Source organism: Pseudomonas sp. AC112, assembly GCF_979253545.1.
This window is the reverse complement of sequence record NZ_CEEDCM010000001.1, coordinates 1007711-1029516: the sequence shown is the minus strand read 5'-3', so window position 1 is coordinate 1029516 and position 21806 is coordinate 1007711. Positions and strand designations below refer to the sequence as shown.

General features: G+C 61.9%; 18 protein-coding genes. 13 read left to right on the top strand and 5 right to left on the bottom strand.

The annotated features are described in order from the left end of the window. The first annotated feature begins 26 nt into the window (after positions 1–26). The 7 genes from AC0IYN_RS04875 to AC0IYN_RS04845 all read left to right on the top strand — a co-directional run bounded on the left by AC0IYN_RS04875 (position 27) and on the right by AC0IYN_RS04845 (position 8327). A complete protein-coding gene (locus AC0IYN_RS04875) occupies positions 27–1367 on the top strand; it encodes an MFS transporter (RefSeq protein WP_099494135.1) in 1341 nt (446 codons plus the stop codon). A 10-nt stretch (positions 1368–1377) separates the two neighbouring features. Further along, on the top strand, positions 1378–2139 hold the full coding sequence (locus AC0IYN_RS04870) for an SDR family NAD(P)-dependent oxidoreductase (protein WP_471840692.1): 762 nt from the start codon (positions 1378–1380) through the stop codon (positions 2137–2139). Between the two features lie 137 nt (positions 2140–2276). Beyond that, on the top strand, positions 2277–3026 hold the full coding sequence (locus tag AC0IYN_RS04865) for an SDR family NAD(P)-dependent oxidoreductase (protein ID WP_457240398.1): 750 nt from the start codon (positions 2277–2279) through the stop codon (positions 3024–3026). Between the two features lie 13 nt (positions 3027–3039). Beyond that, complete coding sequence (locus AC0IYN_RS04860) at positions 3040–3333, top strand: hypothetical protein (RefSeq protein WP_457240397.1); 294 nt, start codon at positions 3040–3042, stop codon at positions 3331–3333. 87 nt (positions 3334–3420) lie between these two features. After that, positions 3421–4395, top strand: a complete 975-nt coding sequence (locus AC0IYN_RS04855; protein ID WP_471840689.1) for a CobW family GTP-binding protein — start codon at positions 3421–3423, stop codon at positions 4393–4395. Continuing rightward, the gene (locus tag AC0IYN_RS04850) at positions 4392–5567 is read left to right on the top strand and encodes an ABC transporter substrate-binding protein (protein ID WP_214496575.1); all 1176 of its coding nucleotides are present in this window, start codon (positions 4392–4394) and stop codon (positions 5565–5567) included. Before AC0IYN_RS04855 ends, AC0IYN_RS04850 begins: the two co-directional genes overlap by 4 nt. Positions 5568–5990: 423 nt before the next feature. Further along, positions 5991–8327: a putative bifunctional diguanylate cyclase/phosphodiesterase gene (locus AC0IYN_RS04845; protein ID WP_471840687.1), complete on the top strand. Its 2337-nt coding sequence runs from the start codon at positions 5991–5993 to the stop codon at positions 8325–8327. Between the two features lie 153 nt (positions 8328–8480). Here AC0IYN_RS04845 and AC0IYN_RS04840 read toward each other — a convergent pair whose 3' ends face one another. Together AC0IYN_RS04840 and AC0IYN_RS04835 are read right to left on the bottom strand one after the other, a co-directional pair. After that, positions 8481–10892, bottom strand: a complete 2412-nt coding sequence (locus tag AC0IYN_RS04840) for a glucose/quinate/shikimate family membrane-bound PQQ-dependent dehydrogenase (RefSeq protein WP_406598599.1) — start codon at positions 10890–10892, stop codon at positions 8481–8483. Positions 10893–11317: 425 nt separating this feature from the next. Next, positions 11318–13336 (bottom strand): TonB-dependent receptor, encoded by a 2019-nt coding sequence (locus tag AC0IYN_RS04835; protein WP_471840685.1) that lies wholly within the window; start codon positions 13334–13336, stop codon positions 11318–11320. Positions 13337–13485: 149 nt separating this feature from the next. Between AC0IYN_RS04835 and AC0IYN_RS04830 the strand changes: the two genes are divergently transcribed. Further along, complete coding sequence (locus tag AC0IYN_RS04830; RefSeq protein ID WP_078047073.1) at positions 13486–13719, top strand: VF530 family protein; 234 nt, start codon at positions 13486–13488, stop codon at positions 13717–13719. Between the two features lie 4 nt (positions 13720–13723). After that, positions 13724–14347 carry a Pr6Pr family membrane protein gene (locus AC0IYN_RS04825; protein ID WP_457240559.1) on the top strand — a complete coding sequence of 208 codons (624 nt, stop codon included), beginning with the start codon at positions 13724–13726 and terminating at the stop codon, positions 14345–14347. Between the two features lie 101 nt (positions 14348–14448). On the opposite strand, the gene AC0IYN_RS04820 is transcribed toward AC0IYN_RS04825, so the two are convergent. After that, positions 14449–15198, bottom strand: coding sequence for a siderophore-interacting protein (locus AC0IYN_RS04820; protein WP_457239585.1), 750 nt, complete (start codon positions 15196–15198; stop codon positions 14449–14451). Next, entirely contained in the window at positions 15195–15737 is a 543-nt protein-coding gene (locus tag AC0IYN_RS04815; RefSeq protein WP_406598602.1) for a PadR family transcriptional regulator, read from the bottom strand. Before AC0IYN_RS04815 ends, AC0IYN_RS04820 begins: the two co-directional genes overlap by 4 nt. A gap of 514 nt (positions 15738–16251) precedes the next feature. Between AC0IYN_RS04815 and AC0IYN_RS04810 the strand changes: the two genes are divergently transcribed. Beyond that, the gene (locus tag AC0IYN_RS04810) at positions 16252–16752 is read left to right on the top strand and encodes a CS1 type fimbrial major subunit (RefSeq protein WP_406598603.1); all 501 of its coding nucleotides are present in this window, start codon (positions 16252–16254) and stop codon (positions 16750–16752) included. On the opposite strand, the gene AC0IYN_RS04805 is transcribed toward AC0IYN_RS04810, so the two are convergent. Then, a complete protein-coding gene (locus AC0IYN_RS04805; RefSeq protein ID WP_178076858.1) occupies positions 16749–16922 on the bottom strand; it encodes a hypothetical protein in 174 nt (57 codons plus the stop codon). The two genes, AC0IYN_RS04810 and AC0IYN_RS04805, sit on opposite strands and share 4 nt — an antisense overlap. Here AC0IYN_RS04805 and AC0IYN_RS04800 point away from each other — a divergent pair. The 3 genes from AC0IYN_RS04800 to AC0IYN_RS04790 all read left to right on the top strand — a co-directional run bounded on the left by AC0IYN_RS04800 (position 16882) and on the right by AC0IYN_RS04790 (position 21805). Continuing rightward, on the top strand, positions 16882–19401 hold the full coding sequence (locus AC0IYN_RS04800) for a TcfC E-set like domain-containing protein (protein ID WP_471840683.1): 2520 nt from the start codon (positions 16882–16884) through the stop codon (positions 19399–19401). The genes AC0IYN_RS04805 and AC0IYN_RS04800 overlap by 41 nt on opposite strands. Positions 19402–19789: 388 nt before the next feature. Next, positions 19790–21019: a hypothetical protein gene (locus AC0IYN_RS04795; RefSeq protein WP_471840681.1), complete on the top strand. Its 1230-nt coding sequence runs from the start codon at positions 19790–19792 to the stop codon at positions 21017–21019. A 48-nt stretch (positions 21020–21067) separates the two neighbouring features. Beyond that, positions 21068–21805, top strand: coding sequence for a molecular chaperone (locus AC0IYN_RS04790; protein ID WP_406598606.1), 738 nt, complete (start codon positions 21068–21070; stop codon positions 21803–21805). Position 21806 lies beyond the last annotated feature (1 nt).

The window sequence follows — 21806 nt, the reverse complement described above, 5'->3', positions numbered from 1 at the left end:
AACACAGCCCCCCTGAGGCGCGACCCATGTCCATCTACAACAAGCTTGACCTGACTGGTTGGAAACCCCGGCAACTGACGTCCAAGGAGGTGCGTTTCGCCACTTGGATCGCGTTTTTCGCCTGGGTGTTTGCGGTGTATGACTTCATCCTCTTCGGCACCTTGCTGCCGGAGATTGGCCGGCACTTTGGCTGGGGTGAAGTGGAGCAAGCTGAAATCGCGACCTGGGTGGCGGTGGGTACGGCGGTGGTCGCCTTTGCCATTGGCCCCGTCGTCGATAAATTGGGGCGGCGCAAAGGCATTATTTTCACCGTGGCCGGTTCCGCGCTGTGCTCGGCGCTGACGGCGATAGGTGGCGCGTGGGGCAAGTCGCCGCTGATCTTGATCCGTTCGCTGGGCGGCCTGGGCTACGCCGAGGAAACCGTCAACGCCACTTACTTGAGCGAGCTGTACGGCGCCTCGGAAGACCCGCGCCTGACCAAGCGCCGTGGGTTTATCTACAGCCTGGTGCAGGGTGGCTGGCCGGTCGGTGCGTTGATCGCTGCCGGGTTGACCGCGCTGTTGCTGCCGATCATCGGCTGGCAGGGGTGCTTCATCTTTGCCGCCATCCCGGCAGTGGTGATTGCGATCATGGCGCGCAAGCTCAAGGAGAGCCCGCAGTTCCAGATCCACCAGCGCATCAGCGAGCTGCGTAAAAGCGGCGCGGTGAAGGAAGCGCAGAACGTCGCCGTGACCTACGGCGTGGACTACGACGAACACAGCAAGGCCGGCCTGAAAGCGGCATTCCGTGGCCCGGCGCGGCGCGCCACCCTGGTGATCGGCGCGGCACTGTTGCTCAACTGGGCCGCGATCCAAGTATTCAGCGTGCTGGGGACTTCGGTGATCGTCAGCGTGCACCACATCTCGTTCGAAAACTCGCTGATCATCCTCGTGCTGTCGAACCTGGTGGGTTACTGCGGTTACCTCAGCCACGGTTGGATGGGCGACAAGATCGGCCGCCGCAACGTGATCGGCCTGGGCTGGATGCTCGGCGGCCTGTCGTTCGCCGGGATGCTGTTTGGCCCCAGCAATATGCCGATGGTGGTCGGGCTGTACAGCCTGGGCCTGTTCTTCCTGATCGGGCCGTACTCGGCGGCGCTGTTCTTTATCAGCGAAAGCTTCCCCACCAGCATCCGCGCCACCGGCGGCGCGATCATCCATGCCATGGGCCCCATTGGTGCGGTGGTCGCAGGCTTTGGTGCGACCCAAGTGTTGTCCGCCGGCAGCGACTGGCAGACCGCCGCGCTGTGGTTCGGCGCGCTGCCGTGCTTCCTGTCTGGCGCGTTGATGTTTGCAGCACGCCATGTGCGTCCGGAAACCGTTCAGTAAGGAGTGATCGATGAGCCGTAAAGTTGCGTTGATTACCGGTGCCGCCAGTGGCATCGGCCAAGCCCTCGCCGTGGCCTATGCCCGTGTTGGCGTGGCGGTGGTGGGCGGGTATTTCCCGGCCGATCCCCATGACCCGCACGCCACCGTCAGCCGGGTGGAAGAAGCCGGCGGCGAATGCCTGATGCTGCCGTTGGACGTGGGCAACACCGCCTCGGTGGACGCCCTGGCCGAACAAGCTATTCAGCATTTTGGCCGGCTGGATTACGCAGTGGCCAACGCCGGTTTGCTGCGCCGCGCACCCTTGCTGGAGATGACCGACGCGCTGTGGGATGAGATGCTCAATGTCGACCTCACGGGGGTGATGCGCACCTTCCGCGCGGCGACCCGACACATGAGCGAAGGCGGTGCGCTGGTGGCAATTTCATCGATTGCCGGTGGTGTGTATGGCTGGCAGGAACACAGCCATTACGCGGCGGCCAAGGCGGGTGTACCGGGGTTGTGCCGGTCGCTGGCGGTGGAGTTGGCGCCACTGGGGATTCGTTGCAATGCGGTGATCCCGGGGTTGATCGAGACGCCACAGTCGCTGGATGCAAAGAACTCCCTGGGCCCGGAAGGCTTGGCGAGAGCGGCGCGGGCTATCCCCTTGGGCCGGGTAGGGCGGGCGGATGAAGTGGCGTCGCTGGTGCAGTTCCTGACCAGTGAGGCATCGAGCTATTTGACTGGACAGAGCATCGTCATCGACGGCGGCCTGACCGTACGCTGGCCGGACTAACGGGTGTACTTGATCCAAATGTGGGAGCGGGCTTGCTCGCGAAAGCGTTGGGTCAGATAAATCTATTGTGACTGACCCACCTCATTCGCGAGCAAGCCCGCTCCCACATTGGACCTGTTTGATTCAGGAGAATTTACATGTCTCAACTCGTTAATCGCCGCGCCGTGATCACCGGCGCCGGCAGCGGCATCGGTGCCGCCATCGCCTGCGCCTACGCCGCAGCAGGCGCGCGCCTGCTGCTGGCCGACCGCAACGCGGCCAGCCTCGCCGAAACCGCGATCACCTGCCGCAACCTTGGCGCCGAGGTCGTCGAATGCCTGGCCGATGTGGGCACCGTCGAGGGCGCCCAGGCCAGTGTCGACCGCTGCGTCGAGCAGTTCGGCGGCATCGATATCCTCGTCAACAATGCCGGCATGCTCACCCAGGCGCGCTGCGTCGACCTGTCCATTGAAATGTGGAATGACATGCTGCGAGTCGACCTCACCAGCGTCTTTGTCGCCAGCCAGCGTGCCTTGCCGCATATGCTCGCGCAGCGCTGGGGGCGGATCATCAACGTCGCTTCGCAGTTGGGTATCAAGGGCGGTGCCGAACTCACCCATTACGCCGCCGCCAAGGCCGGGGTGATCGGTTTCACCAAGTCCCTGGCCCTCGAAGTGGCCAAGGACAACGTGCTGGTCAATGCTATTGCCCCAGGCCCTATCGAGACGCCGTTGGTAGGCGGTATCAGCGACGACTGGAAACGCGCCAAGGCCAAGGAGCTGCCCCTGGGCCGTTTCGGCCTGGCGGACGAAGTCGCGCCCACCGCCGTGCTGCTGGCCAGCGAGCCGGGGGGCAACCTGTTTGTCGGCCAGACCCTGGGCCCGAACTCCGGCGACGTCATGCCATGAGTGAGGTGTAGCCATGTGCGGACTCTGCGGATTGCTTGGCGAGGACTTGCACTGGAGCGACCCCCTGGGCGACGAACTGCCCCGACGCCGCGAACGCCTGCGCCGGATCGCGGCGATCAACCAGGTGCTGGCGGTGTTCCGGCTCAAGGTCGAAGACTTCCAGGGTGCGTCCTACCTGCTGTTGGGCGCCACCGGTAAACAGGCATTGGCCAACGGCCTGGATCAACTCTGGCAGGCCGCCGAGATCATGCTCGGTCGTCCGCTGGACCCCCTCGACCCCCACTTGCTGGATCACCTGGACTTGTAGGAGCCCGGCTTGCCGGCGATGGCATTCTGAAGGACGCCATCGCCGGCAAGCCGGGCTCCTACAGGGGCATCATTGAGGTAGTAGACAATGAGCATGGCTCTGAATGTGATCACCGGCTTCCTCGGCAGCGGCAAAACCACTTTGCTCAAGCGCCTGCTGCAAGGCGAAAGCCTGGGCGACACTGCGTTGCTGATCAATGAATTCGGTGATGTCGGCATCGACCACCTGCTGGTGGAAGAAGTGGCGCCGGACACCGTGCTGCTGCCCAGCGGTTGCGTGTGCTGTTCGATCCGTGGCGAGTTGAAAGACGCGCTTCTGGGGCTGTTGCAACGCCGTGAGCGCGGTGAAATCCCGGCCTTCAAACGGGTGATCCTGGAAACCACCGGTCTGGCCGATCCGGCGCCGATCCTCGCTACCCTGAACAACGACGTGCAACTGCGCGGGCGTTTCCATATCGGCCTGGTGATCACCCTGGTCGACGCCAGCCACGCCACCCTTCAAGAACGCCTGCACCCCGAATGGCTGGCCCAGGTGGCTGCGGCGGACCGCTTGCTGCTGAGCAAGACTGATCTGGCGGGTGACTGCGCTGCACTGCGCGCACATCTGCAAGCGCTCAATGCCGGCACGCCGATCCTCGATACCCATGACATCCACAGCGGCGACCAACTGCTGCTGGGCGAAGGCCTGCGCAGTGCCGAACCCGCCATGGAAGTCAGCCGCTGGCAGCTGCATCAAACCACCACGGCCACCCACGGTGCTGCGCAAGTGTGCAGCCTGACGTTTGACCAGCCGCTGGATTGGGTGGGGTTCGGGGTGTGGTTGTCGATGCTGTTAAGATGCCACGGCGAACGAATCCTTCGTGTCAAAGGGCTGCTCAACGTGAACGCCAGTAACGCCCCTATCGTCATTCATGGTGTGCAGCATTGCCTGCATGCGCCGGTCCATTTGCCGGCGTGGCCGGGCAGTGACCGCCAATCGCGCCTGGTGTTTATCCTGCGCGGCCTCGACCCCGCACTGTTGCGGCGGTCCTTCGAGGTGTTCTCACGGCGGTTCGCAGCATGATCACTCTTCGCGTCCTCGGCACCTCCGTCACCCTGCTCGAATGCCTGCGTGTACGCGCCGAACAGGAGCTGGGCATTCGCCTCGTGTACCAGGTGCACGACGTCGAGCAGGCCCAGCGTATCGCGGTGATGCAGCCCGAGAGCTATGACCTGTACGACCAGTGGTTTCATAACGTTGACTTCGTGTGGCCGGCTCGGGCGATCCAGCCCATCGACACGCGGCGCATCGCGCTGTGGCACGAAATCAATGACCTGCCCAAGCGCGGGCGCCTGTCGGCCGACGACCGCCTGGGCAGCGGCAGCGTGCCCAGCGAGCGACTGTTCGTGCAGCACGATGGCAGCCTCGGCAGCACGGTCACCGAGCGCATCAGCATGCTGCCCCTGACCCACAACGCCGACAGCTTCGCCTATCGCCCCGAGCGCCTGCCCGAAGGTTTTTGCCACGGCAACGAAAGCTGGGGCTGGCTGCTCGACCCCGCGTGGCGTGCGCGCACCGCCTTGCAGAGCGACGCCGCCATCGGCGCCCTGGATGCCGCGCTGGCGGTGCAGGGTGCTGGGCTGGCCAGCTTCAGGGACATCGGCAACATGAGCATCGAAGAGATCGATGTACTCGCTGACATCCTGGTGCGTAAACAGAAAGAAGGGCACTTCGCAGCGTTCTGGTCCGATGATGAAGAGGCGGCGCAGTTGATGCTGAGCCCGAGTATCGATATCCAGAGCCTGTGGTCACCGACCTTGATGCGCCTGCATCGCGCCGGGGTGAAATACCGCCTGGCGGTGCCGCGCGAGGGCTATCGGGCGTGGTTTGGTGGGTTGTCGTTGTCGCGGCATGCTAAGGGGCCGGTGCTGGATGCGGCCTATGCGTATCTGAATTGGTGGCTGTCCGGTTGGCCGGGGGCGGTGATGGCGCGGCAGGGGTATTACATTGGCAACCCGGCGCGTAGCCGAGACCACCTGAGCAGTGCGGAGTGGGATTACTGGTACGCGGGCAAGCCGGCGCGGGAGGAGTTGTTGGGCAGTGATGGGTTGCCGTTGATTGATGTGGGAGAAGTGCGGGATGGGGGGTCTTATGAGCAGCGTATGGGGCATATTGCGGTGTGGAATTCGGTGATGGATGAGCATAATTATTTGGTGCGGCGGTGGGGGGATTTCATGCGGGCTCGCTGTGTTTGATTGAGTACATTCCGTTGCTGCGTTCGGCCGCCTAAGATCAAAATCAAAAGCAAACGCGGCGGCCTTGTAGCCGACCGATATTGAACGCCGATCTCGGCCAACGTGTAGGAGCCGGCTGCCGGCGATGGCATCACCTGGGTGGGCCTGATGTACCGAATCGCCGGCATCGCTGGCGAGCCAGCTCTAACACCTACCTGCTTTTGATCCAACCATCCACCAAGCCAACCCTCTGTCGCCAAAAAACCACCACCAAATTCCCCGGTTTTATTGGGTGCACTTAACCCCACTCCCAGCTAATCTCCTCAAACCCAATACTCCATTAAAATTGATGTTTTTTTGACGCCAGGTCAGCTGTCGCAAGGAATGCACATGACAAAAGGACGCAGTGGCAGAGAGAGGCGAACGCCGCCAGAGGGCACTGCAATGAGGTGGCGCCACACGTTCCAAACCCGTATCGCGGGGGTGCTCGCGCTGTTGCTGCTGGTCGTCGTCGCCGCCACCTATTTCGCCGTCAAGACCGCCACCTCCCGCGCCGTTGAAAACCAGGCGCAATTCCAACTCAAAACCGGCAGCCAAGTGTTCGAACGCCTGCTCGACCTGCGCGGACGTCGCCTGCAATACGGCCTGGACTGGCTGACCGCCGACCTCCCCTTCAAACAGGCCGTGGTCGAAGGCAAGACCGTGCCGATCCTCGCCGCCCTGCGTCGCCATGGCACGGGTATCCGCTCCAGCGAAGTGTTTGTACTGGGCCTGGATGGCAAGGTCATGGTCAGCACCTTGCCCATCCTCACGCGCGGTCAGTTCTTCCCCTACGACGATGCCCTGCGCCACGCGCGGCGCACGGGGTTGCAAATGCTGATCGTGGCCATGGACGGGCGCCCCTATCTGCTGGTGCAAGACGAAGTGCTCAACCCGCTGCCCATCGCCCGTGTCGTCATGGGCTTTCCCATGGACAAACTGTTCGCCAATGAACTGCGCTCCATGAGCAACCTGGAGGTGTCGTTCCTCAGCGTGCAAAACGGCAAGCCCGGCCCGCTGTTCAGTACACAGCCGGATGCCTACCAGGCCGCCACGCTCGGCCTGTTGCGCGAAGGGCACGTCGACCCCGAACCAAAGATCCACCTGTTCTATGGCCAACGTGTGCTCAGCCGGGTGTTGCCGCTGGCCAATACCGGCGATGGCGATGATGTGCGGGTGCTGCTGCAAAGTCCGCTTGATCACGCCCTGGAATCCTTCGCGCCGCTGGACCGGCAGTTCCTCGGGATCGCCCTGGCGGTGCTGCTGGTGTCGCTGGCCGGTGCGTTGTTCCTGGCGCGGCGGGTGTCGCGCCCGCTCAATGCCCTGGTGCAGGCGGCCGAGCGTATTGGTGCCGGCGACTACCGCACGCCGGTGCGGGTGCGCAGCCATGATGAGTTCGGGCTGCTGGCCCGCGCGTTCAACGCCATGCAAAGCGGCATCGCCGTGCGCGAGCGGCAATTGGCCCACAACGCGCTGCACGACCCGCTCACCGGCCTGCCCAATCGTGCCCTGGCCATGGAGCGCCTGGGCAGTGCGATCAGTGCGCGGCGGCCGGTGGTGTTGCTGTACCTGGGGATCGAGAATTACCGGGTGATCAACGAAGGTTTTGGCCCCCAGGGCGTGGAAGAAATGTTGCGCGAAGCCAGTCGCTGCTTGTCGATGAGCCTGTTGGCCAGCGACACGGCGGCGCGCATCACCGGCAGCGAGTTCCTGTTGTTGCTGGAGAACACCGAGATCGACCGCGCCGTGGCCCGCGCCGACCGCCTCTACGCACTGCTCACCGAGCCCCAGCGCATCGGCAATGATGAACTGCGCCACGAAGTCAGCATCGGCATCGCTGCTTACCCCGCCGACGGTCAACAGGTGGAAGAGTTGATCAGCCGCGCAGCCATCGCCCGGCATGACGCCGCGAGCCTGCCGGGGCATTTGCAGATCTACCAGCAGGACCGCGACCTCGCCCATCAACGCCAGATCACGCTTATCCGTGACTTGCGGCGTGCCGCCATCGAGGGCGAGTTGTTCCTGTGCTACCAGCCCAAACTCGACCTCAAGCACGGCCATGTCCGCCAGGCCGAAGCCCTGTTGCGCTGGCAGCACCCGACCCTGGGCCAGGTGTCGCCGGCCGAATTCATCCCGCTGGCCGAACGCACCGGCAGCATGAGCAGCCTGACCCTGTGGGTGATCGAGGAAGCCATCCGCCAGATCGCCGAGTGGGCGCAGCGCGGCATGCTGATCCAGCTGTCGGTGAATATCTCGGTGGACGACCTGGCCGATGATGACCTGGCGATCCGCGTCACCGCGCTGTTGATGCAGTATCAGGTGGAGGCCGAGCAACTGATCTTCGAGATCACCGAAAGCGCCATCATGCACAACCCGCAACAGGCGCTCAGCGTGCTGGAGCAACTGCGCGACTGTGGCATCAGCCTGTCGGTGGATGACTTCGGCACCGGCTATTCCTCGCTCGCGCAATTGCAGCGTTTGCCGGTGCAGGAGTTGAAGATCGATCAGTCTTTCGTGCGTAACCTCAACAGCACCAGCAGTGACGGGGTGATCGTGCGTTCCACGATTGAGATGAGCCACAACCTGGGGCTCAAGGTGGTGGCCGAAGGCGTCGAATTTGCCCCCAGCCTCAAGCTGCTCAAACAGTGGAATTGCGACACCGCCCAGGGCTACCTCATCAGCCGGCCGTTGAATGCGATGGCGTTCGAAATGTGGATGCGCCGCGAACACTCCCCCGTCTAACCCCCTCACTGGTAGGAGCCGGCTTGCCGGCGATAGCGGCCTTGAGTGTTGCGGTGAGTGTTTGGACGCCATCGCCGGCAAGCCGGCTCCTACGGGTATGAAAAAGGCGGCTACCTGTGAGGGTAGCCGCCTTTGTTTTGCTGCCAGTCGATCTTAATCCGGCAGTTTGAACGCCATCACGTAGTCACCCTGTTTGGTACCCAGGGAACCGTGACCGCCGGCCATGACCAGCACGTACTGCTTGCCGTCCTTGCCGGTGTAGGTCATCGGGGTGGTTTGCGCGCCTGCAGGCAGGCGGCCTTCCCACAGTTGCTTGCCGTTTTTCACGTCGTAGGCACGCAGGTACTGGTCGAGAGTACCGCTGAGGAACGACACGCCACCGGCGGTGGTGAAGGTGCCGCCCAGGCTAGGCACGCCCATGGTCAGTGGGATTGGAACCGGCGAGCTGTCACGCACGGTGCCGTTCTTGTGCATCCAGAGGGTCTTGTGGGTGGTCAGGTCGACCGCCGCCACGTAACCCCACGCCGGTGCCTGGCACGGCAGGCCCATTGGCGACAGCATGGCTTCGAGGATCACACCGTACGGCGCGCCTTTGTTCGGCTGCACGCCTTCGGTTTCGCTGACGCGTGGACCTTGCTTGGCGATGTCGGCGGCCGGGATCAGTTTCGATTTGAACGCCATGTAGCTTGGGTTCACGAAGGCAATCTGGCGAACCGGGTCGACGGAAATGCCGCCCCAGTCGAACACGCCGAAGTTGCCTGGGTAAACGATCGAGCCTTGCAGCGAAGGCGGGGTGAAAGCACCGTCGTAGCGCATGGATTTGAAATCAATCCGGCACAGCATCTGGTCGAACGGCGTCACGCCCCACATGTCGCGCTCTTTGAGCGGCGGCGGCATGAAGTTCAGGTCGGACTTCGGTTGGGTCGGCGACGTGTGGTCGCCAGCGACTGCACCTTGCGGCACCGCCACTTCGTGGATCGGCACCACGGGTTGGCCGGTGGCACGGTCCAGCACGTAGATGCTGCCTTGCTTGGTCGACGCCATGACCGCTTGCTTCACGCCCTCAGCGGTCTTGATGTCGATCAGCGAAGGCTGGCCGCCCACGTCCATGTCCCACAGGTCATGGTGGGTGAACTGGAAGGTCCACTTCACATGGCCGCTGTCGATGTCCAGGGCGGTCAGGCCGGCGCTGTATTTTTCCGAGTCTTCGGTACGGTCGCCGCCGTATTGGTCGGGCATCTGGTTGCCCATCGGCAGGTACAGCATGCCGAGTTTTTCATCCACGGCGAACATGGACCACATGTTTGGCGAGTTGCGGGTGTAGGTCTTGCCCTCGGCCAACGGGGTGGTGTCGTCCGGGTTGCCGCTGTCCCAGTTCCACACCAGCTTGCCGGTGTGCACGTCGAACGCGCGGATTACGCCGCTTGGCTCGTCGGTGGACACGTTGTCGGTGACGTGGCCGCCGATGACCACCAGGTTTTTGGTTACGGCCGGTGGCGACGTGGAGTAGTAACCGCCTGGGGCGAAGCTACCGATATTGGCACGCAGGTCGACTTGGCCTTTGTCACCGAAGTCTTCACACATCTTGCCGGTGTCGGCGTTGAGGGCGATCAGACGGGTGTCGGCAGTCGGTACGAAAATACGTTTCGGGCAGGCATTCGGTGCAGCGGCGGGGCTGGCGCTGCCGGTCGGGCTCTGCTCGGAAGCGTAGGCCGCGTCATCGTGATACGACACGCCACGGCAGGTCATGTGTGCCCAACCCTTGAAGTTCTCGGCACCCTGGCTGCTGATCTTCGGATCGAAGCGCCAGATTTCCTTGCCGGTGTCCGGGTCCAGCGCAATCACTTGGCTGTGCGGCGTGCACACGTAGAGCATGCCGTTGACTTTCAGCGGGGTGTTTTCTGCGGTGGTCTCACCTGGGTCGTTCGGGCCAGGGATGTCACCGGTACGGAAGGTCCACGCCGGAACCAGCTTGTGGGCATTTTCCGGGGTGATCTGTGCCAGCGGCGAGTAGCGATCACCAAAGGCCGAACGGCCGTAGGAGTTCCAGTCGCCATCGGCCTGGGACGGTGCAGCACTGGCCATGCCGGGTACCGCGTCGCGGTCCAGTTGGCCTTTGATCTCACCCGGGTTGGTGAATTGGCTGGCAACGGCGGCAGCACCGGCGAGCACCACGGCCACGCTCAGCGCGCCAGTGCCCAGCGGGGCCGGCTGGCCACGCAGCAACGGACGGCGGAACCACGGGAGCAACATGACGATGCCCAGGGCGAACAGCAGTGCCAGGCGCGGCACCAACTGCCACCAGTCCAGGCCGACTTCCCACAAAGCCCACACCGTACTGGCGAACAGTACCAGTGCGTACAGGCCGAGTGCGGCGCGGCGGGTGGCCAGCAGCAGGATGCCGGTCAGGGTGATGCCGATACCGGCCAGCAGGTAGTACAGCGACCCGCCGAGCATCGTCAGCTTGATACCCCCGGCCAGCAAGGCCAGGCCCATGATCAGCAGCAAGACTCCGAGCAGCCTGGGCAGCAGGCGGCTTGGCGTTGAGGCACCGTCAGTGCTCATAGTTGTGTTTCTCCGTTACGTTGGAATTATGTAACCCCGTGCTTCACTGTAGATGACGATTCGGCGCGGGCTTGGTTCAGCGTTAATTCGGTTTTTCTGGGGATAGCAGGGTTATCCACAGGCGGGCGAGTTATCCCCACGCGCAGGTTGATGTCAGACAGCGCTGTCTTTGAAAAGGGGAGAATTCGGCAAGATGGGGTCGACCGCAGACGTGAAACGTTTCAGTTTGTTGCGGCAAGGATAAAGTGCAGGCGCGCCAAGAGAAAGCGCAAATCGCAAGATGCATCATTTCCGATTTGGTAACAGTGACAGAACGTCGCTGCAAAGGGCACTGCAAAACCTGTAGAGCCGGCTTGCCAGCGATGGCGATTTCAAGGACGCCATCGCCGGCAAGCCGGCTCCTACAGGTTAGAGTTGCGGTGGTCTTAAAAGGTGGTTCGAACGCCGAACTGCACACTTCTACCCGGTGCCGGCGCAATGTCACGCAGGATCGAGCTGGCATAGCGCACCGTCTGGTTGGTGAGGTTTTCGCCGTTCACAAATGCCAGCCATTGGCTGCCACCGACATTGAACCGATACCCCGCGCTTGCCCCCAGGGTGGTGTAGCCGTCGGTGCCGCTTTCGTTATCCGGCACACGTCCTTGCCCAGCGGCATGTTCCACATCAATGCGCGCCTGCCAGCGATCCAGCTCCCACAGCAAGCCGCTGTTCAAACGCAGCGGTGCAATGCGCGGCAGGGCTTCGCCGGTGTCGAGGTTGGTGGCGCGGGTGTAGTCACCCGACAGCTCCAGGGCGAACTTGCCATAGTCGCCTTCACCCAGCTTCCAGTGGTCCTGGGCTTCGAAGCCGGCGAAACGGGCACGCACGCCGGAGTATTCGTACTCAGGGATGCCAGCGGCGTCCTCTTCACCTTCGTCGTTCAAGGTACGACCGGTGCCCAGCAAGCCGATGTAATTGGAGAAGCGGCTGTAGAACACACCGAAGCTGCCCTTGTGGGTGCCATTGTCAAAGCGCAGGGCCAGGTCGCTGGACACGGCTTTTTCTTTCTTCAAGTTGGCGTTGCCCAGTTCATAGGTGCCGGTGGCGACGTGGGCACCGTTGGCATACAGCTCGTAGAAGGTCGGCGCGCGCTCGGTGTAGCCCAGGGTCGCGGCCAGGGACCAGATGGGCGTGAGGGTGTAGACCGCCCCCGACGATAGGCTGCCGGCGGTGAAATCGTTGGATTTGTCCGCACCGGCAAAACGCGCGCTGCCCTTGGCGTCCGGGTCCACGCTGGTGTGCTCCACCCGCCCGCCGAGGCTGAGTTTCAGGCGCTCGGTGGCCTGCATCTCTTCGAGGATAAACAGCGCGCCGGCGTTAGTGTCGGTCTGTGGCACGAAAGCTTCTTCACCAAGGGCCGAGAACTCGTTGCGGGTCACCTGGGCACCGACCACGCCATCGAATGGGCCGATCGGCTGGTGACGGGCTTCAACGCGGGCTTCGTAGCCTTTGTTCTTGAAGATCGTGCCGGTTTCGCCACCTTCGATTTCGCGGTGTTCGTAGTCGGTGTAGCCGGCATCGAGTTTCACCGAGGTGAACGGGCCTTGCAGGTTGCGGATCTCGGACGCAAACGCGTAGTGATCCTGCTTCATGCGGATGCGTACGTCCTGCTCGGCGGGCGAGCCGTAATTGGCGTCGTAATTGCTGTAGGACAGCCCAGCGTAACCGTCGTCCCAGGTGTAGGAGCCACCCACGGCGCCGCCGTCCTGGCGCCCGTCGCTATTGCCCAGGCGGCCGTTTTTGCCGGGTGCGTCTTCGGTTTCCGGGGCGTGGCGGCTGCGGGCCTGGCCGGGGATTTTCAGGTCATTGAATGCCCGCGCGTTGGCGTCCAGGTGCAAGGCAAAGGTGCCGTTGCCGGCTTCCAGCTTGCCGGCGCTGCTGCGTGTGGTGTCGGCGCCGCCGTAGCGCAGTTCACCGGCACCGTGGATGCCTTCGATGGCTTCGGTGGGGATGCGATTGTCAAAGGTGTTGACCACGCCGCCAATGGCGCTGCCGCCATACAGCAGGGCGGCGGGGCCGCGCACGATTTCGATGCGGTCAACGTTGACCGGGTCCAGCGGCACCGCATGGTCGTAGGACAGTGACGACGCATCCAGCGCACCCACGCCGTTGCGCAGGATGCGAATACGGTCGCCATCCTGGCCCCGGATGATCGGCCGGCTGGCGCCAGGGCCGAAGTACGACGACGACACGCCAGGTTGCTTGTTCAGGGTTTCGCCGAGGCTGCCTTTTTGTTGCAGGGTCAGGTCATCGCCTTCGAGCACGGTGGTGGGCGAGGCGAGTTGTTCGCTGCCCAGCGGGTTGCCGGTGATGACTTGGGGTTGCAGTTCAAGGGCGTGGGCTTCGGAGCAGATCAGCAGGGCGGCAGCGAGCGGGGACAGGCGCCACAGAGAAGAGAGGGACATCGGACATTCCTTGGCAGATCGGGCAAAGAGAGTGGTTAACTATAGTTACAATATAACATCTCTTTTTCACTGGGAACGGGAACTTTTTATAACTCGGCAGGCGGGTGATAAGGTGTGCACCTTCGTGACCCATTTTTGATAGGCCCGGCATGACCGCGACAAGCAACGACCCCCTCCACGGCGTGACCCTGCAACACGTCCTCACCACGCTGGTGGCGCACTACGAATGGGAAGGCCTGGCCGAGCGCATTGATATCCGCTGCTTCAAGAGCGACCCGAGCATCAAGTCGAGCCTGACCTTTTTGCGCAAAACCCCGTGGGCGCGGGAGAAAGTCGAAGGCTTGTACGTGAAGCTGATGCGCACCAAACGCCCGCTGGATTGATCCCATGAAGCGGTTTGTTACGGCGGCAGCGTTGGCCGGTTGGGTGGGCTTGGCGATCCAGCAATACCTGATTTTCTATTCGCGCTGGTCGACCGGCGCCAGCCTGCTCGGCGGGCTGATCAACTTTTTCAGTTTCTTCACTGTGCTCACCAACACCCTGGCGGTGGTGGTGCTGAGTTATGCGCTGGTCGAGCGCGAATCAGCGGCAAAGCGGTTTTTCCTGGCGCCCTCGATCAGCAGTGGGATTGCCGCGAGCATCGTCGTGGTGAGCCTGGCCTACAACCTGCTGCTACGGCATTTATGGACGCCCACGGGTTTTCAGTTCATCGCGGATGAGTTGCTGCACGACGTGATGCCGGTGCTGTTCTTGATCTACTGGTGGCGGTGTGTGCCCAAGGGCAGTTTGCGGCTCAAGCACATTGGTGCGTGGGTGATCTACCCACTGGTGTACTTCGCCTATGCCCTGCTGCGCGGCGACTTGCTCGGGCAGTATCAGTACCCGTTCATAGACGTGAGCACCCTGGGTTATCCACAAGTGTTCGTGAATGCCGGGGGGATTCTGGCGGGGTTTGTCTTGATCGCGCTGGCGGTGGTGGGGCTGGACCGGTACCTCGAGCGGACACGGTAAAACCGTAGGAGCCGGCTTGCCGGCGATAGCGCGGTGTCAGGCATATCTTTGCTGATCAATACACCGCTATCGCCGGCAAGCCGGCTCCTACAAGGTCTGGATTAGGCTTGCCAGTAACCGACGGCCTTGAGGAATTCCTCGTTGACCTTATGGGTGTCCAGCAACACACGGCGCACCTGGCGCGACAGTTTGCTTTCCGTCGCCACAAAGCTGTACAGCGAACCGCCCGGCAGGGTCAGGTTTTGCACGGTTTCGAGCAAGTCATCCTTGCCGCGCACCACCCATTTCACTTGCACATCGGCGGCACTTTTGAGGGCTTGCTGTTCTGCTGCGTCGGCGATTTCTATCACCGCCAGCACGGTGCGCCCGGCGGGTAATTCTTCCAGGCGGCGGGCGATGGCCGGGATCGCCGTTTCATCACCGATCAGCAAGTAGCTGTCGAAGATATCCGGCACGATCATCGAGCCCCGTGGCCCGCCGATATACAGGTGCTGGCCGACCTGCACCTGCTCGGCCCAGGTCGACGCAGGGCCATCGCCGTGCAGCACGAAGTCGATATCCAGCTCGCCGATGCTCAGGTCGAAACGTCGAGGCGTGTAGTCGCGCATGGCCGGTTGTGGGCCGTCGCCCTTGATGGTGAAGGTCGGGCTTTCCAGCGCGGCCTGTTCAGCCGCGTTCTGCGGGAACAGCAGCTTGATATGGTCATCGCTGCCCAGGCTGACAAACCCTGCCAGTTCCGGCCCGCCCAGGGTGATGCGGCGCATGCGCGGGGTGATGTCCACCACCCGCAGCACTTGCAGGCGGCGGCGTTTGATTTCGTGGGTAACGCGATGGATGGCTTGAGTATTCATTGGGCTTTCCCGTCGGCAATGGCTTGGGCGGTGCTATTGAGCAGCGCCGCGACACGAACGATTTCTTCCGGGCTCCAGCGCCCGTGGTGCGAATGCAGGGCGTGGCGCAGGTTGTGCACCGCCTCGTGGATTTCCGGTGGGCGGTCCTGGCCGCGCAATGAGCGCTTGCTCACGTCGATGCGCACGCGGATGCCTTCGAGGGCAACCGCCTGTTCGCTTAAGAAGAGACGACCGGCGTCGGTGATTGTGTAGCGTTTTTTTCCACCTTCGGCGTCGCCGCTGATCAACTCACTCTCTTCGAGGAAGGTCAGGGTCGGGTAGATCACGCCGGGGCTGGGGGTGTAGGCGCCGTCGAACAGGCCTTCGATCTGGCGGATCAAGTCATAGCCGTGGCAGGGCTGCTCGGCGATCAACGCTGGCAGCAACAGTTTCAGGTCGCCTGGGGCAAATACCCGCGGGCCACGGCCGCCGCGCTCGCGGCCGGGCCGCTTGTCGAAGCCGTCGTGGCTGTGGGGAGGGTGGGGGTGGTGCTCTCTCATTGCTTCGCTCTCCGTCATGGTTAGATACAACGTAAGATATATCTTATGGCGTGAGCAAGCTTTTCTGACCAACGGCACGCTATGCGCGGTGACTACGGGCGTGGTCTGCGACGGAGGCTCTATAACGATTAGAGCAACTACTCAAGTTTATCTTTGGCGGTGTCCTACACAACTTTCAGCGGCATGTTATTACCGGAATTAAAGGGCGTGTAATACCATTCCCTCAGAGAACTTCGTCAATAAAACATTCTCATTTAATGAAAGTAGCCTGTTTCTTACGGATGTATTTTAAGTTTTGGCCACAGGCCATATTATTCCTATTAAGTTGATCGGCGACTGGCTACGCAATACAACGAATTCGCCTGCTTACTTGCCATTACAATCGCCGGATACTTGTCGGGCATTTGAGCGCGGACAACGGTTCGCCTCAATGCAAATAATTGGAAAGTGCTAACTCCCTACTTTCTGGTTATGACGCACTCTCGTGAATTATCAACAAGACAGGTATTAATCTATGTTCAAGAAAATTGCCGTAGCGGCACCGTTGGTTGCGGTCGCTCTGGGTTCTTCCATGGCCTTCGCTGCGGATGACGCGCGTACCGCCATCAACATCACCGCCAACATCCCGACCAAGCAGTTCCACGCACAGCCGCGTAACCCGGACTTCGGTAAGGACGAGGTCATGAGCTACAACCCAGTAAGCGGTGAACTGACCGGCCTGCGTGCAACCTTCGATGTGAAAAACACTGAAGGCTCGGTGCATGCCTATATCGAAGGTGGTCCAACGGCTGCCTCGCTCTACAACGGTAGCGACAGCATCGCGCTGACCAACACCTTCAATGGCATCGTGCTGACGGCCACCCCACAGGAAGTGGTCGACGATCCGCAATCCACCCCCGGCACCCAGGCCGACCTGGTCGTCACTCCCGCCAAGCCGCTGGACACCCAGAACGGCCTGTATACCGCCAGCTACACCGTGATTTTCGACGCCGTGCCACGTGCTCCGGCGCCTTAAGCACCTTCGTGTACACCACCGCCTTTGATCGCGACGATCAGGGGCGCCAGGTGTAAGGCCGGCCAGCCGTTCTGGCTGCCGGCCTCGTTTATTTCGTGCCAATTTTCAGCATTGACGAGTATTGCGCTCATGTTTTCGAAGACGTCGATTGCAGGCGTGCTGGCGCTCATGGTGAGCGCCAGCACGTTGGCCGCCACTGCGCCCGGTACAACGCCGGGAAGTTTGTTATCGCAGTCCAAGGGGTTGCCAAAAGATTTCGAAGAACACTTTTTCGATGTGCCGCTGGCCGTTCGGGTGGAACTTGATCAACAGTCACTGGGCGAAGCGATGATTGTGCTTGGCCGGGATGACCGTATTACCTTGCTGGAGTTTACCGATACCGGTGACAGTACCGTATCCGCTGCCGAGCGCGGCCGTTGGGAGCAACTATTACAACAGGGCATGCCCCTGGGTAATTGCGAGCGTAGTTGCCCCGCGCAGTTACTGGCGGTGCATTATAACTTGCAGGAATCCCTGGTCTCGATCCTCACGGAAAACGTGGAGCGCAGCGCCCAGCTCAAGCGTTATTACGACCAACCCGAGAGCGGCAGCCTGGGCTTGATCATCAACAACCAGCTTAATCTCAACGGTGGCCAGGACGAAAATGTCGGCGGCCGTTACGGCCTGGAAGCCAGTGCCAGCCTCGGCAACTGGACCCAGGCACTGAACCTGCAGGTCTCACGTTTTGGCGGGGATGACACGTCACTGCGCCATGCCGTGCATGAACTGTATACACAACGCGAAATGGAGGGGCGCTTCCTGCGGCTGGGCTATTTCATACCCGGCTCCAATGGCCTCACGCGGCAGGTCCGCTCCTTCGGCGCCAACCCCGACACAGCCGTAGGGATGATGTTCGGCAGCTCCGACAGCTTGCTGATCAACAACCCCAAGCCCAGCGTGTACCCGATCTACGTCACGGCCAGTCGCCAGGCCTCGGTGGAGATCTACCGCAATGGCCTGCTGATCAACAGCCAGCCGGTCGCTGCCGGCTTGCAGTCCATCGACACGCGGCCGCTGCCAGGCGGCATCTATGAAGTGGAAGTGCGCCTGGTCGAAGATGGGGTGGTGACCGCCACCACCCAGGAGTTGGTCTACAAGCCCAACAACTGGCGCAATGCCGACGAGCGCTGGCGCTACAGCACCTTTGTCGGGCGGGAAACCAAGTTGTTGAGCAATTGGGAAGAACAGTCCACCGGGTTCACCACCTACGGTGCCGGCATCAACTACCTGGCCCATCCCCGGGTCATCCTCGGGTTGTCCACGCGCCAGGTACGCGAAAAATTCCAGGCCGGCACCTCCATCGATTGGAGCCTGGCCAACAGCACCAGCCTGTACGCCAACGTTTACCAGACCCAGGACCACGGCACCGGCATGGATGTGCAAGGCATGCACAGCTACGGGCATGGCAGTGTGGTGGTCAGCCACAACCGCAGCTGGCTCGACACCCGTCGCACCTACGAGACATTGCCCGACGGCACCCGGCTGCGCCCCACGCGCGTGTTCAATGGGCGCACCAGCAATTCCTCGGTGTCGGTCAACCATCGCCTGAGCAACAAGAGTTCGATCAGTTCGCGCCTGGCCTACAGCGAAGGCAATGTCGAAGGGCTGGGCCTGGACCTGGGTTGGAACCAGCGCGGCAAGTTTCTTAACAGCGACGCCAACTGGCGTTTATCGGTGTTCGATCGTCCAGCAACCGCCAGCACCGGCGACAAACGCAATCGCGGGGTCGACTTGAGTGTCAGCGTGGCCCTCGGTGCGCCTGGCGAACAATGGTCAGCCAGCCTCGGCAGCCGCACCGCCCGCGATGGCAGCCGTGACAACAACGGCTCGCTGACCTACCAGCGCACCCTGGACAACCATGTGCTGCAAAGCGTATCGGCCACCGCGATTACCGATACCTATGGCATCGGCTTGTCCGGGCGCGGCAGTTTCGCCACTGATGCGTTGGACGGCGATGGGTTTGTGCAGCGCTCCTCGTTCAATGGCAACCTCACTGGCGGCCTGAACCTGAGCAGCACGGTGGCGGTGGGCGGTTCGAAGATGGTCATGAGTAGCCAGCCCCAGGGCCAGGGCGCCGGGATGATCGTCGACGTGGAGACTGACCTGGATGACATCCACCTGCGCGCCGACGACTTGACCGGCGGCAGCTCGACCTTGCGTCCGGGCCGCAACTTCGTGCCGATCACCGCGTACAAGAGCAGCACCCTCACGTTTGACTTCGACGGCAACCACCCGCCTGCCGCCAGCATCCAGCCGGCGCGCAGCAGTTACCACCTGAACAAAGGTGGTGTGGACTACCGCCAGATCCGCGTGATGAAAACCGTAACCGTGCTCGGCCGCCTGCTTGACGCCCAAGGCAAACCGCTCAAGGGCCATCACGTAATCAACCACGCCAGCCGTGGGGTCACCGAGGTGGACGGGTTCTTCTCCATGGAAATGACCGCCAATTCACCGACCCTGGAAGTGCGCTACGCCAACCAGTTGCTCTGCCAGTTCCGCCTGGACCCGAGCCAGGCCCGGCGCGAAAGCGATGTGCTGATGATCGGTGACTTGCGCTGTACACCGGACACCTTGGCAGAACTGGCCTTGAGTCCGGCCACGGCAGGTTAACAATCAAGGAAACGCGCTGAATGCTTGCTTTAAAAAAGATGCGATGGCTTCCGCTGGTGATGCTGCCTGCGCCCTCGGTATTGGCCGGAGTCGAAGAAATTCGCGCGGTCTTTCGTCCCGACCCGGCCAACCCCATGGCCAACCAATTCAGGAATGTGACGCCGAGCACCGGTTATTGCGCTCACTTCGCCTATTACTGCGACCCCAGGGGCTGGTTCACGCTGAACATGCCCTTGGGCGGTCCGCCGCAGACAGTTGGAGGACCGGTCGAGGCCAACCATGCCGACCCTCGCTCAAGCCCGAGGACGATTACCGTCCGGGGCGTTACTTCGGCACGGTGCATATGGTCTTCGATGCCATCGCCCCGCGCTTTTAAGGATATGCCGTGATGAAAGTCGTATCGATTTTAGACGTACTGCGCGGGTCTGGCTTGGCCGCTGCGGCCTCATTACTGGTGGTGATGCCGGCCTATGGGGTGGTGCAGGACATTACCGCCACCTTCCGCCCTGACCCTAGCAATCCGATGATCAACAAGTTCGTCAATACCACGCCGCAAAGCGGATTCTGCCCTGGCTTCGCGCCCGGGACGTGCAAAGACCTCGGGATTTTCAGTATTCGTACCACCGAAATCAATTTCTCATCACTGGCGCCTATGCTCGTCACACCAGATGACGCTCGGAAAAACGCGATGTTCAAAGTGCCCTCCGACTGGCGTGAGTTGATGGTTACTCATACCGATAGCGGAGAGCGTGTATCGGTCCAGATGCGTATAGCAGGCATTGGCGGTCGATACACGGTGCCGAACGGTGTGGGTCACAACATTTGGAACAGCGGGCGCTGGAATACTCCAGCTGCTCCTTGCTTGGGTACAGGCATGGGCGTTATCAGTGCTAACTACTATCTGTGGTTCTGGCGTGTTCCCGAAGGCATCGGTGCCTGCACCAAGTTCACACGGGTTGATCTTTCCAGACTGACTTACGACGTCCTTGACTATGCCTATGAACTCAAAACCCCCGATCCACTGCGCATGCTTGCAGGCACCTACACCGGTAGCCTGACCTACAGCATTGGCCCCGGCGGGGATTTTGACATGGGCGATATCATGATCCCCAATGACAACGCCATGACCTTCAACTTCACCCTGACCGTGGATCACCACCTCAAGGTCGAAGTCCCCCCGGGCGGCAACCGCATTCAACTGGAACCCCAGGGCGGCTGGCAGGGCTGGTTGCAGAGCGGGCGCAAACCCGCGCGCCTGTTCCGCGACCAGACCGTCAACCTGTGGGCCAGCTCGCCCTTCAAGATGACCCTGGAGTGCGCTGCGCCCCTGAACAATACCTGCAGCGTGACCAATACGGCTGGCCACCAAGTGCCCTTGGCGCTCGCTGTCAGCCTGCCTTACGGCCTCACCGACGGCGCCGGGCGCGCGGTCAATCGTCTGCCCTTGCGCCTGGATGGCAGCGGCACCGAGCGGTTCCAGCCTGCCCACTACATAGACTACAAACCCAGCCAGTTGCACTTCGAAGTTGGCGCCGACGACGTTGCGCGGATGCTTGAACAGAGCGACGGCGGCCCCTATACGGGGACCGCCACAGTGGTCTGGGATTCCGAAGTTTGAACCGTGTTACGGGCCCTCGGCCCACTTGAAAACATGAGGTAGTCAGTAATGAAACGTTTAGCAGTGTTGTGTGCAATAAGCCTTTTTTGCCTGGGGGCCCAGGCAGCGCCAAAGATCCATGTCGGCGTGGTCTATGACTACATGGACGCCGGCAAAAGTACCTACATGAAGCGGGTGTTCAATGGCGGCACGTCCACGGCGTTCGTCAAGGTCAACATCCTGGAGATGATCTACAACGACGACGGCACCTACCGCGAAGTGCCGTTGCAGAACCAGGCCGACGCCACCGCCCGCGACGGCCTGATGGCCAGCCCGGCGCGCTTGATCGTACCGGCCAATGGCACGCAGGGCACGCGCCTGTTGTTCATGGGCAACCGCGACAAAGAGCGCTATTTCCGAGTGCGCTTCGTGCCGGTGGTGCCGCAGACCGAAGATGAATTTGCCGTCAGCGAACAGGAGCGCGAGGAGTTCAAGGACAGCCTGGCGGCGGGGGTGCAGATCCTGGCCGGCTACGGCACGGTGTTTTTCGTGCGGCCCGCCCAAACCCGCTTCAGCAGCGAGATCCATCACGATGCGCGCCGCTACGCCTTGCGCAACAACGGCAACAGCGTCGTGGTGATCGACGAGTTCAGGGATTGCGCCGCCAATGCCCAGGACTGCCGTCCGACCACCAAGCACCATGTGATGGCAGGCCGCTCGTTCGGCTTCGACAAGGAGCCGGGGCGTGAATACCACTTCAGCGTAATTGAAGGTACCGAGACCAAAAAAGTCGAGATCAAAGGCTGAT

Bases quoted from the DNA above. Each gene is read 5' to 3' on its own strand.
- AC0IYN_RS04855 (WP_471840689.1), top strand. From the start codon at position 3,421: ATGAGCATGGCTCTGAATGTGATCACCGGCTTCCTCGGCAGCGGCAAA.
- AC0IYN_RS04875 (WP_099494135.1), top strand. From the start codon at position 27: ATGTCCATCTACAACAAGCTTGACCTGACTGGTTGGAAACCCCGGCAA.
- AC0IYN_RS04800 (WP_471840683.1), top strand. From the start codon at position 16,882: ATGTTTTCGAAGACGTCGATTGCAGGCGTGCTGGCGCTCATGGTGAGC.
- AC0IYN_RS04870 (WP_471840692.1), top strand. From the start codon at position 1,378: ATGAGCCGTAAAGTTGCGTTGATTACCGGTGCCGCCAGTGGCATCGGC.
- AC0IYN_RS04865 (WP_457240398.1), top strand. From the start codon at position 2,277: ATGTCTCAACTCGTTAATCGCCGCGCCGTGATCACCGGCGCCGGCAGC.
- AC0IYN_RS04820 (WP_457239585.1), bottom strand. From the start codon at position 15,198: ATGAATACTCAAGCCATCCATCGCGTTACCCACGAAATCAAACGCCGC.
- AC0IYN_RS04850 (WP_214496575.1), top strand. From the start codon at position 4,392: ATGATCACTCTTCGCGTCCTCGGCACCTCCGTCACCCTGCTCGAATGC.
- AC0IYN_RS04830 (WP_078047073.1), top strand. From the start codon at position 13,486: ATGACCGCGACAAGCAACGACCCCCTCCACGGCGTGACCCTGCAACAC.
- AC0IYN_RS04815 (WP_406598602.1), bottom strand. From the start codon at position 15,737: ATGAGAGAGCACCACCCCCACCCTCCCCACAGCCACGACGGCTTCGAC.
- AC0IYN_RS04840 (WP_406598599.1), bottom strand. From the start codon at position 10,892: ATGAGCACTGACGGTGCCTCAACGCCAAGCCGCCTGCTGCCCAGGCTG.
- AC0IYN_RS04835 (WP_471840685.1), bottom strand. From the start codon at position 13,336: ATGTCCCTCTCTTCTCTGTGGCGCCTGTCCCCGCTCGCTGCCGCCCTG.
- AC0IYN_RS04860 (WP_457240397.1), top strand. From the start codon at position 3,040: ATGTGCGGACTCTGCGGATTGCTTGGCGAGGACTTGCACTGGAGCGAC.
- AC0IYN_RS04810 (WP_406598603.1), top strand. From the start codon at position 16,252: ATGTTCAAGAAAATTGCCGTAGCGGCACCGTTGGTTGCGGTCGCTCTG.
- AC0IYN_RS04795 (WP_471840681.1), top strand. From the start codon at position 19,790: ATGAAAGTCGTATCGATTTTAGACGTACTGCGCGGGTCTGGCTTGGCC.
- AC0IYN_RS04845 (WP_471840687.1), top strand. From the start codon at position 5,991: ATGAGGTGGCGCCACACGTTCCAAACCCGTATCGCGGGGGTGCTCGCG.
- AC0IYN_RS04790 (WP_406598606.1), top strand. From the start codon at position 21,068: ATGAAACGTTTAGCAGTGTTGTGTGCAATAAGCCTTTTTTGCCTGGGG.
- AC0IYN_RS04805 (WP_178076858.1), bottom strand. From the start codon at position 16,922: ATGAGCGCCAGCACGCCTGCAATCGACGTCTTCGAAAACATGAGCGCA.
- AC0IYN_RS04825 (WP_457240559.1), top strand. From the start codon at position 13,724: ATGAAGCGGTTTGTTACGGCGGCAGCGTTGGCCGGTTGGGTGGGCTTG.